We start from the raw sequence: 9,996 nt of genomic DNA, 5'->3' as shown, positions 1-9,996 counted from the left end.
TCGGCGACGACGGTCTTGATCCCGGCGTCCACGCTGGAGCGCTGCTTGCGGTTGCGGACCAGTTCCACCCACACACCCACCAGGGCGACCAGCACCGCGCCGGCGGTGGAGATGGCGGTGATGAGGACGGCGTCGCTCATGGCGCCATCCACTCGATCATCATGTAGCTCTTTGTGAGCGTGGACGAGACCTGTGTGGCCAGCGTCGAGCCGGAGTTCTGTCCAACGTACAGCTCGACATAGTCGGTTGTGCCGTTGCAGAAGATCATGGCCTCAGCGAACACGGTGGTGGACACGAACCCTGTGCCGTTAACCGCGGGAACAGAGAAGTACGGGGCGCCGTCGACCGCGCTGCCGTTCTTCTTGAACTGGGCAGCACGGTCGCCTGTCGTGTTCGCGGCCAACGCGACGATCCCCGAGCACCGGTAGTAGCCGGCGACCGATGGCGTGTACCGGCTGGTGTTGCTGGACGTGGAGTGGCCGTTGATCGTGTCGACCAGCTCGGCGTCAAAGGTGACCGCCTGGGTGATGACGCTGGAGCTGGTGATGTTCTGGCTGGTGTTCTGCAGGGCATGCAGATACGGCTTGAGGTTGAGCTGGGCGGCTGTGAGCCGCTTGCCCGCCTGGAAGGTGGTTGCGATGCTCATCGGCTCACCCCTGTCCCTGCAGCGCCAGCGCCGCGTCGATGGCCAACCGAACCTGCGCGCCCGCCGAGTGGGACTTGCCACCCGGCAGGCTGTTCACGTTGCGGGTCACGGTGAACGTCTGCGGCGAACTGGACCCGGAGATCGCGGTGACCGTCATGACCTCGCCCCCAACCTCGATGGTGAACGGGAAGTCCGCGGCGTCGGTGGTCCACAGGGTCAGCGGCGCCGAGCCCTCCTGGGTGGTGGCCACCGACAGCGAGGTGGCCGACGTGTTCACCCCGGCCGCGAGGGTGGAGGTGTTGCTGTCGGGCCGGTCGGAGTCCAATGTGAACGCCGTGTACGGAGCCGAGGGCGCGGTGTTGAACGTGATGTCGTGATCATGGGCGGTCTTAATGACCTCGGTGTAGCCGCGGGCCAACTGGTCGACCGAGCCGTAGATGTCCGCGGCGGTGAGGTTGTCGATGGCGAGCCGGTCGTCGATGTTGACCGCCATCACCGACAGTTCCTTCTCGGCGTTGCCGTCGACATTCGGCGCGGCCAGGTTGACGTGCACCTTCGGGTAGCGGTCCTCATCGGTCGTGCCGATGCGCAGCAGGTGGCCGGCGATGTAGGGCAACTGGTCGTCGGATTCGGAGTTGACCGTGACCGACACGTCGTAGACGCCCACCCCGTCGGGATCGGTGCCGGGGTCGTTGACGTTGAGCGGCCCGGACTCCTGGACCGCCTCGGCCTGCCCGCCGTCCTGCCGCTTGACCGTGATCTTGTTGCGGGTCTCCTTGTCGTCGCCCGTCGGGTGCAGCGGCGGGGCGACGTGACCGGCCGAGTAGTCCAGGACGGCCTGGTGCGCTTGGTTGTACAGACTGCCCAGGGTGCGATACGCCAGGCCGGCCACACTGCGCGGCTCGTACAGCGTGCCGCGGTCGGCGTCTTCGCACTCCCGCAGAACACCCTCGGTGGACAGTGTCCGTTGTGGACCCATCGGCGCCGTGTCATCGAGGCTTCCGACGTAATCGAACGGGATGCCAGCCTGGGTGCAGACCCGCTCAATGCGGCGCCCCGCCTTGTCTCCGACGTGACCGAACATGGCGTCGTACACATCGGACACGGCCGGCCCCGCACCGTCGTACATGATCACGTTGCACGCCGACCGGACCCGGGTGCTATCCGAGCTCAGGTCGGCATCCAACTGGAAAAGTACTTTGTCGATGGAACTCGTGAATCCGGTTTTGGTTCCACTGCCGACGCTTTCCCCGTCGATATACAGCGTCCAAATCACATCGGCACCGCTTTGCGTCGACCGGAACGCCAAGTGGTGGACCTTGGTGTCGAACACGGCGGGAAACACGTCAAGTGCCGTGACAAAGGTAAGCGGGTCAGCGAGGCTGATCTTCCCGGTAAACGAGTCAATCGTGATGATCCATGCGGCGCCCTCGTGCAATCCGATGAACAAACGGTCCACATAGGTTGCCGAAGAGTAGTTCCCGCCCACATAGCTGAACATCAGGTGGACCGTGTAACTACCCGTGTGCACGGTGCTGCGGCGGCAGACAAGTCCCCGATCCTGCTGAATAGCAACCACCGGGTTGAGCCATGTCGCTACGCGCGCCGCCCCAAAGGTGACGACCCCAGACGCTTCATACGCCTGCGAGCCCGCCGCGACTCTGCCCACGGCGGACAGTTCACCGTCGTCGAGCGGCCAGAACGCTAACGGCTGGATCGCATTGCTGACGACGAAGCGTTCGATCGCCGATGTCGCGGGAGGTTTTCCCTGGGTGAGTCGGCGCAGGATCCCCGCTGCCTCCATCTCCACCCACTTGATCTTGTGGGTGACGTCCCACCGTGGCCGCAGGTCGGAAATCTCGCCGGCGAGCCGAACCTCCCGGACCTGGAAGTCGGTGTTCTGGAAGACGATCGGTTTGGTATTGGTGTTGCCCGAGGCGACACTCGAGCGGATGCCGAACCCGCCGCCGGCGGTGAGCCGCTCGTCGTGCACCGCCACGTGCCAGGCGTAGGGTTCGTTGTTGCCGTTGGGGATCCACACCTTGGCCCGCAGGGTTTGGGCTTCCGCCTGGCATTTGACCCGCAGCGTCTTGTGACCTGCGGACTGGATCGCCTCCGGGACGTTCACCGGCCCGACGAGCACGGTGTCCACTCCGGACGCCCCGTCGTGGTGCAGGATCGAGATCCGCACCATCTGGGTGCTGGCGACCACACACCTGGCGAAGTAGTAGCTGGCGGTGGCTCCGCCGTCTGTCTTGCGGAGCATCACGTTGGCCAGCTCGATGTCCCCGCCGTTGACCGGGTCGACGTCCACCCGGGTGGTCGCGGCGACCTCCAGGTCTCGGTAGTCGCCGTCGACCCAGCTCAACCGGTAGCCGTTGGCCACCGGCACCGAGTGGTTGCCGGAGTTGCCGTCCTTCTGCCAGTCCGAGGCGGCGATGGTGCCGCCGGCGCCGGTGGTGGTGACCCAGGTTTCGCCGGTGTCGAGGTTGCCCCACCCGTTGACCACGGTGTCGTTGAAGTCGTCGGTGGCGTAGATCAGGCCGAACCGGACCGGGGTGTTGCGCCCGAGCAGCCCGTAGTAGACGCCCTTGGGGTTGCCGGGGCTGAAGTCGCCGGTGCTGTTGTGCATGACCGCGGTGAGCTTGGACGGCGCCACCTTGCCCTGCTCGTTGCCCCGGCCGCGGGTGATGGTCACCGGGCTGGTCTGCCGCATCGAGGTGGTGACCGGGGTCCAGGCGTTCAGGAACATCTCCATGAACACGGAGCGGGGGAAGGTCAGGCCCATGTCAGGCCACCACGCTGACCCGCTGGCCGTCGACTTCCAGCTGCACGTCGCCGATGCGCAACGCGTTCTGGAACAGTTCGGCCAGGCCACCGGTGCCGCTGATGATGACGTTGACCGTCCCGCCGCCGCGGCTGCCGGCCGGGAGCACCGTCTCCCCGGCTTCGAGGATGGCCAGCCGCTCCGTGCCCGGTTGCCCGGGCACCACGCCGCCGGAGTGTAGCCGGGCGATTTGCGGGATGCTCGGGATGTCGGAGAATGGGTTGACCAGGTTGATGCCGTAGATCAAGTCGTTGATCCGGCGGATACCCCAGTTGATGAAGTCGATGGCCATGTTCAGGCCGGCTTTGAACGCGTCGCCGATGAACCGGCCGATCGACCCCAGGGCTTGACCGATGCGCTGGGGGATGCCGGCGAAGAAGTCGACGATGCCGTTCCACCGGTCGACGATCCACTGCACGGCGTTGCCGATGAAGCCGGTGACGGCGTTGAGCGCGTTGCCGATCGCGTCCTTGACGAAGTTCCACGCCGCCGGCACCGCCGACACCAGCCACCCGACCGCGGCGGTCAGCGCGCCGACAATCACGGTGGCCAGGCCAACCACCCACCCGATCACCACGTTGAGCGCCGGCGCCAGGTGACCCACCAGCCAGGTGACCACCTGCGCCACCAGCGCGATCAGCGGCACCAACGCCACGGCGAGCTCGGCCAGCGGCGGCAGCAGCTGCACCAGGATCGGCAGGATCGCCACGAACGCGGCCAGCATGGCGTCGATGAACGGCTGCAACGCCACCAACGCGTCGAGCAGCGCCTGCCCGACGACGAGCACGAACTCGCCGATGATCGGGATCAGCGGCATCAACGCATCCGCGATGGCGGTGATCGCCTGCGCCGCCCACTCGCTGAACAGCGTCATGATCTGGGTGACGATCGGGATCAGCTGCTCAAGGATCGGCGCGAGCTGGGTGGCCAGTTGGGTGATCACCTTGGCCAGGGCGGGGATGATCGGCATGATCGGGCTGAGCATGCTCACGAACGCGTTGGCCAGCGGGATCACCGCGTCGACCACCTGCACAAACAGCGGCGCCAACTCCACCAACAGCCCACCGAGCTGGGTGAACAGGTCGGCCAGGGCCGGACCCAACGCCTGGGCCAGCCGGCCGAACACCTCCAGCACCGGCACCAGTGCCGTCGCCACCGCCTGAAACACCGGCCCGAGCGCGGCCATGGTGTCCATGAACACGTTGCCCACGACGTCGAGCAGCGCACCGAACGCCGGCAGCAGGGTCTGCAGGATCGGCGCACCCACCTGGGTCAGCACGGCGATCACCTGGCCGAGCAGCGGCAGCAGCCCGTTGACGAAGTCGAACACCGCACCCAACGCGCCGGCCGCCTCGTCGGCCACCCCGTCGATGTTCAGGAAGAACCCCGACAGCCCCGAGCCGAGCCCGGCCAGCCCGTCGGCGATCGTCCCGATGATCGGCCCCGCGGCCTGCACCGCGGCCACCAGCCCGGGCATCACGTTCACGGCGAACCCGGTCAACCCCTCGCCCAGGGTGGCGATGAACGGCGCGGCGGCGGAGAACGCCTGCCCGATCTGCGGGGCGATCTGGTTGAACGTCTCCCGGAACTCCTCGGCCACCTTGGTCAACTGCGGCACCATCGGCGCCGCCGCATCAGCCATCACGTTCTTGATGTGCACGCCCAGGTTGCCGAACGATTCCTGCACCTTGGCGTTCTGCGCGGCGATCCCCACACCCACCCCGGCCGCGACGATGCCGACACCGCCGAGCGCGCCCGCGGCCACCAGCGACCCGGCTGCCGCCGCCCCACCCAACTGGGCGAACACCTTCGACAGCTTGGCCAGATCCTGGGCGTTGTCCTTGGCCATGGACGCGGTCTCGTTGGACAGCCGCCCCATCACCGCGCTGGTGGCGATCGCCTCGGCGCGGATCTTGGCGAACGCCTTCGACACGCCGTCGCGGGACAGCAGGTTGAACAGCATCGAGGTGTCGACCACTCAGGACACCTCCCCTACTGGCGTTGCCGTTGCGCCTTGCGGATCTCGTCGATGGCGGCGAAGCACGCCTGCAGTTGATCGACGGTGAGCCGGCCGAGCTCCCACGGCCGGATGTGGAAGTAGTGGGCGATGTCCAGGCAGTACGTCAGGCTTTTGACTTCGAGCGGGCTTTTCCCCCGCTGCCCTCGGGCGCCTTCGCCAGCTGGTTGTCCAACCAGGACAGCACCTGCTCGCGGGTGGCGGCGTCGAGCTTGCGTTCCTCGGCGACGCTGTCACGGATCTTCTGCAGCTCGTCGCGGTCGTACTCCACCTTGACCTCGTCGACCCGGAAGTTCGGCGTGTCGGCGAACAGCAGGCTCGGGTGCTGGGTTTTGATCAGGTGCCACACCAGCACCCGCCGGGCCCGCATCCCTCCCTTGAGGACAGCCATCACCCACGAGTCCCAGGTGTCGGCGAACGCCCGCTCGATCGCTTCGGCGTCGGCGGCGAGCACCTCGCCGGCGTGGAACTCCCACCGCTGCTCGTCGCCATCGGCCGGGGTGTAGGTCACAAGCACGTCAGTGTCTCCTCGCGATCCGGTTCTGCATGTCCTCCACCGCCTTGACGACGGCCGCGCGGTAGCGCGGCTCCGGGCGGCGCATCTCGTCGTCGAACCAGCCCGGCCGCGGGGAGCGCTGCGCCACCCAGTCCGGCTGCCCCCGCCTGCCGGCACCGATGTTCGGGTGCCGCCATCCCTTCCTGGCGTTGAGCAGCCGCGGCGCGTTGGTGAACCCGCGCACCTTCGTCGCCGTGGTCCGGACCTTCACCCCCACCGTGCGGCCGCCCAGCTTCACCTGCACCCCCGTCCGCCGCGCCACATCCCGGCGCAGCGACGGCCCGGCGTGGCCGCGGCTGGGCATCGCGTGCACCGCGGCCTTGGCCGCCTTCACCGCCGGATCCACCGCCTGCTTGAGGTTGCGCACCAGGTCCTTGCGCAGCTGCTTGCCGTCCTCCTCGGCCTTCAGCGCCCGCGCCAGATCCCGCAGATCGTGGCGAATGTCGAGGTGGATCACGCGGTGTCCACCTGGGCTCCGGTGCGGGGATTCCAAACGTACAGCTGAACTGGAACCGGACTACTCGACGCAGCCGCGGTGCCGAGCGCGCCGCTGTTCGCGATGCGTGTCGCCCGAGACAATGCCACCCGCGCCCGCGCCATGACACGGGAATCGATCAGTTCGGCGTCGATGACTACCTGCGTCAGCTCCCATCGACCGTTGCGCGCGACAAACTTCGCTAACGCGTGGCCGCCGTCGAACGGCGCCTCCATCCACTTCGGCTGATCCATCAGGCCGTTGCCCTGGTGATCGCGCCGGAGGTGGGGAACTCGACGTCGACCTCGGCCACATCCCCCACCGAGCCGCCGATCGGCGCCCACTTCTTGATGAGCACGCTGCCGGTGTACTTGGGGTTGGAGGTGCCGACCGCGGCGTTGTCCAGCCGGACCTCGAAGGCCACCACCGTGCCCAGCAGCGGCCACATGATCGAGTCCAATGCGGACGCCGCGACGTCCTGCTTCCACATGATCCCGAGGGATCCGGACTTCAGGCCGCCGAGGACTTCCTTCCACCCGAGCGACCCGAACGTGGTGACGTCCTTGTCCTCGACCTCGGCCACCAGCTCGATCTTGCTGGTGTAGCTGGACAGGTTGTTGGCGTTGATGCTCAGAAACGAGGCGAGCAGGACCATCTTGGCCATGAGTGACTACCTCTCAGGCGATGCCGTAGGTAACGACGAACAGAAACGACGGACTGGAGCCGGTGATGGTCCACGCGGGACGGAACCAGGTGTCGGTGATCGCCCCGGCCACCCGCTTGACCTCACCACTGACCGCGGTGGCCGCCGTGAACGTGAGCACGGTGGTCGGGCTGGCGAACGTGTTGTCCGCGTCGGACTCGATCCGCGCGGTGATGGTCGGGGTCGACGTGCCGGCCACGGACAGCACATGCAGGTTGGCGTAGAGGTATTTACCGGAGGCCACCGCGCCGAGCTGCTGGCCGGTGCCCGTTCCGTCGGCGGTGCGCGGCGTGCCGGGCGAGTGGGCGAACAGGCCGCGCACCAGCGGCCAGGAGCCCTTCCACTCGCCGTCCCAGGGCGCCACATCCCCCACCTGGCCACCGAGCTGGTACTTGCCGGACAACGCGTTGGTGAAGTAGGACAGGTTTCCCACCGCGGCGTCGTCCGGCCCTGCGGAGAACGGGCCGAGCCCGCCGAGGCTGGACCACCGGTTGTCGTCCACCTTGGACGCGTCGGCGGCTTCCCACTGGCCGGCACCGGAGATCTCGGTGGAGAACAGGCCGCCCTTGACTTCCTTCCATCCGCCGGAGCCGAAGTTGGTGACATCCTTGTCCTCGGCCTCGGAGGAGAGCTCCAGCTTGTTCGACTGGGCGGTCAGGTCACACCCACCGGAGAACAGCCGGACGTTGGTGAGCACGAACTTGCTCATGAGTCAGACCCCCGATCCGATGACCAGCGCGGTGAACTCGGCGCCGAAGAACTGGTTCAGGGCGTGCTCGTAGAGCCCGTAGCCGGTTGCCCGCTGCACGTGGATGTCGTGGCACGCCCCGCCGAGAGTGCGGTCGGCCTCCAACGCCTGCTTGATCGACTTTGAGCCGGAGCCGGCCAGATACTCCTTGAGCGCTTTCTGGCCGGAGCGGTCGTCGGCGTGGGAGACCAGCAGTCGACACCGCACGATCAGGGCGTCCATGCCCCGGGCGAACGCCTTGTCGAAGTCGATGTCGACGTCGAACGGGAAGAACGCGGGAGGGGGCACGGCGTCGGGGGCGTAGGCGAAACAGTTCAGCCCGGCGATCGTGTCGGCGCCGTTGGCCAATCCAGTGAACACTGCGTTGATGTCCATTGCTCAGGCGATTCCCGGGTCTTGCAGGTCCTCGAGCAACTTCTGGACGTCCGGGTCCAACCGGGACACCCGGATGGCGCCCCACTCGGCGGAGCCGATCACGCCTTCTGGGGATCCCTTGCGGCTCCACAGGCGCTGGGCTTGCAGCAGCGCGGCTTCGGCCACCAGTGCCGGCACGGCTGGCCAGCCCCACTTGGCCGTCACCCGGACGCGCTGGCCACGACCGCACGGCCAGGAGCCCGACGGCAGCAGCAGCCCGGTGATCGCCTTGCTCTGCGCCGCGGCGTTCTCCGGGTCGGTGTCGTAGTCGGTGACCGCCGTCCACCCGCCTGAGGTGGATCCGGTCTCGACGATCAGGCCGGTGGCTGTGGCGATGTCGTCGACCAAGAGCTTGTGCTCGCCGTTGTCGGTCCACAGTGTCCGGCCGGTGGGCCGGTAGGTGCGGGCCGAGACGTCGTCGTCGATCCAGAACCGGCGGCCGGTGAACGTGTCGACCGACCGCGACGCGCTGGTGATCTTCTCGGTGAGCAGCGTGTCGCTGGCCGCATCGGTGATCCCCAGCGACGCCTTTAGCGTCGCCAGGGTCACGTAGGTTGTGGTGGCCACCGCGAACCTTGGTCAGGTCGCGACGACGTAGGGGACTGTGGCCACGGTGGTCGGGGTGGCGATGGTGGCCGGCGCCGTGTCGGTCAATGCCGAGCCGGAGGTCTGCGCCAGCACCTTCTGTCCGGACACGATGGCGCCGGCGACGTTGGCGTGGTGTAGCGCGGCGCCGACCAGGGTGGGCACGGTGGTGGCCTTGACCATGATCGCCGCGTAGTAGATGCCCGACCGCGGGATCAGCTGCGCCGTGGCCAGGGCCAGCGTCTTGGCGGTGTTCGCCGCCCACGCCGTCGAGGTCTGGTCGGCGGTCTGCGCCAGCAGCGCGGGGGTGGCCGCGTCGTCGTAGAGCGCGAACCACCAGTTGGTCGGCGTGCCGGCCGCCGTGGTGGCCGACATGAAGGTCAGGTTGGTGACCACGTCGCCGGCCTCGAGGTGGATCGGCACCGACAGCATCACCTGAGTGGTCAGCGCCGCCAGGTTGCTGGCGCAGTCGATGCGGCGCAGCGGGCCCTCGCGGAACAGCCCGGTGGGCTTGCCGTTGAGCGTCCAGTCGGGGTTGGTGACCGGGTAGTGTCCTCGCACGAGTGGCATGTCAGGCGTCCCCTTCGCTTGTCGCCGTCCGACCGCGCCGGCTCTTGGGCGGCGTCGCGGTCTCCTGCGGCGTGGTCTGCTCGGTGGTCTGGAACCCCGGGCCGCGCAGTGCCGCCAGCGTCTCGCCGAGCCGGTCCTCGTGGCCGGCGTCGATCACAGCTCGAGCCAATCTCTTCGCCTCCACTCGCGCGTTGGCGGCCTGCAGGTCCTCGCCGGCGTCCTCGTGGTTGTCCGCCTGGGCGAGCAGCTGCTCGACCCGCCGGGCCACCGCGGTGACGACCCGTTCGATCTCGCTGCGTACCGCCTCGGTGCGGTCCTTGCGGTGGCGCTGCTCGGCCCCGGCCAGCTCCTGCTGATAGCCGGTGAGCTCGGCGATCAGGTCATGCGACATTGCTCTGGTCCCTCCGTGTGGAAAGTGGGGATCGCCCGACGCCGCCGACGCCACTGCGGGAAGC

The 9,996-nt window shown here is 67.8% G+C and carries 12 protein-coding genes; all 12 read right to left on the bottom strand.

Annotated features, from left to right (window positions below; genetic code table 11):
* Positions 1-136 precede the first annotated feature (136 nt).
* The 12 genes from VGX25_RS04790 to VGX25_RS04735 all read right to left on the bottom strand — a co-directional run bounded on the left by VGX25_RS04790 (position 137) and on the right by VGX25_RS04735 (position 9,932).
* Positions 137-646 (bottom strand): hypothetical protein, encoded by a 510-nt coding sequence (locus VGX25_RS04790; protein ID WP_326916360.1) that lies wholly within the window; start codon positions 644-646, stop codon positions 137-139.
* A gap of 4 nt (positions 647-650) precedes the next feature.
* Positions 651-3,434, bottom strand: coding sequence for a hypothetical protein (locus VGX25_RS04785; RefSeq protein ID WP_326916359.1), 2,784 nt, complete (start codon positions 3,432-3,434; stop codon positions 651-653).
* Position 3,435: 1 nt separating this feature from the next.
* Positions 3,436-5,451, bottom strand: coding sequence for a tape measure protein (locus tag VGX25_RS04780; RefSeq protein ID WP_326916358.1), 2,016 nt, complete (start codon positions 5,449-5,451; stop codon positions 3,436-3,438).
* Between the two features lie 145 nt (positions 5,452-5,596).
* Positions 5,597-6,007 carry a hypothetical protein gene (locus VGX25_RS04775; RefSeq protein ID WP_326916357.1) on the bottom strand — a complete coding sequence of 137 codons (411 nt, stop codon included), beginning with the start codon at positions 6,005-6,007 and terminating at the stop codon, positions 5,597-5,599.
* Between the two features lies 1 nt (position 6,008).
* Positions 6,009-6,503, bottom strand: coding sequence for a hypothetical protein (locus tag VGX25_RS04770; protein ID WP_326916356.1), 495 nt, complete (start codon positions 6,501-6,503; stop codon positions 6,009-6,011).
* Positions 6,500-6,775 (bottom strand): hypothetical protein, encoded by a 276-nt coding sequence (locus tag VGX25_RS04765; RefSeq protein ID WP_326916355.1) that lies wholly within the window; start codon positions 6,773-6,775, stop codon positions 6,500-6,502. The genes VGX25_RS04770 and VGX25_RS04765 overlap by 4 nt, the downstream gene beginning before the upstream one ends.
* Positions 6,775-7,185 carry a hypothetical protein gene (locus tag VGX25_RS04760; protein ID WP_326916354.1) on the bottom strand — a complete coding sequence of 137 codons (411 nt, stop codon included), beginning with the start codon at positions 7,183-7,185 and terminating at the stop codon, positions 6,775-6,777. The genes VGX25_RS04765 and VGX25_RS04760 overlap by 1 nt, the downstream gene beginning before the upstream one ends.
* A 13-nt stretch (positions 7,186-7,198) precedes the next feature.
* On the bottom strand, positions 7,199-7,933 hold the full coding sequence (locus tag VGX25_RS04755; protein ID WP_326916353.1) for a hypothetical protein: 735 nt from the start codon (positions 7,931-7,933) through the stop codon (positions 7,199-7,201).
* Between the two features lie 3 nt (positions 7,934-7,936).
* Positions 7,937-8,347: a hypothetical protein gene (locus VGX25_RS04750; RefSeq protein ID WP_326916352.1), complete on the bottom strand. Its 411-nt coding sequence runs from the start codon at positions 8,345-8,347 to the stop codon at positions 7,937-7,939.
* Between the two features lie 3 nt (positions 8,348-8,350).
* Positions 8,351-8,953 carry a phage head-tail connector protein gene (locus VGX25_RS04745; protein ID WP_326916351.1) on the bottom strand — a complete coding sequence of 201 codons (603 nt, stop codon included), beginning with the start codon at positions 8,951-8,953 and terminating at the stop codon, positions 8,351-8,353.
* A gap of 12 nt (positions 8,954-8,965) precedes the next feature.
* Positions 8,966-9,541: a hypothetical protein gene (locus VGX25_RS04740; protein WP_326916350.1), complete on the bottom strand. Its 576-nt coding sequence runs from the start codon at positions 9,539-9,541 to the stop codon at positions 8,966-8,968.
* 1 nt (position 9,542) lies between these two features.
* Positions 9,543-9,932 (bottom strand): hypothetical protein, encoded by a 390-nt coding sequence (locus VGX25_RS04735; RefSeq protein ID WP_326916349.1) that lies wholly within the window; start codon positions 9,930-9,932, stop codon positions 9,543-9,545.
* Between the last annotated feature and the right edge of the window lie 64 nt (positions 9,933-9,996).

The organism is Actinophytocola sp., assembly GCF_035942955.1.
Lineage (GTDB): Bacteria > Actinomycetota > Actinomycetes > Mycobacteriales > Pseudonocardiaceae > DASYTH01.
This window is presented reverse-complemented; position numbering and strand designations above follow the sequence as displayed.

Bases quoted from the DNA above. Each gene is read 5' to 3' on its own strand.
- VGX25_RS04740 (WP_326916350.1), bottom strand. From the start codon at position 9,541: ATGCCACTCGTGCGAGGACACTACCCGGTCACCAACCCCGACTGGACG.
- VGX25_RS04785 (WP_326916359.1), bottom strand. From the start codon at position 3,434: ATGGGCCTGACCTTCCCCCGCTCCGTGTTCATGGAGATGTTCCTGAAC.
- VGX25_RS04765 (WP_326916355.1), bottom strand. From the start codon at position 6,775: ATGGATCAGCCGAAGTGGATGGAGGCGCCGTTCGACGGCGGCCACGCG.
- VGX25_RS04755 (WP_326916353.1), bottom strand. From the start codon at position 7,933: ATGAGCAAGTTCGTGCTCACCAACGTCCGGCTGTTCTCCGGTGGGTGT.
- VGX25_RS04735 (WP_326916349.1), bottom strand. From the start codon at position 9,932: ATGTCGCATGACCTGATCGCCGAGCTCACCGGCTATCAGCAGGAGCTG.
- VGX25_RS04750 (WP_326916352.1), bottom strand. From the start codon at position 8,347: ATGGACATCAACGCAGTGTTCACTGGATTGGCCAACGGCGCCGACACG.
- VGX25_RS04790 (WP_326916360.1), bottom strand. From the start codon at position 646: ATGAGCATCGCAACCACCTTCCAGGCGGGCAAGCGGCTCACAGCCGCC.
- VGX25_RS04760 (WP_326916354.1), bottom strand. From the start codon at position 7,185: ATGGCCAAGATGGTCCTGCTCGCCTCGTTTCTGAGCATCAACGCCAAC.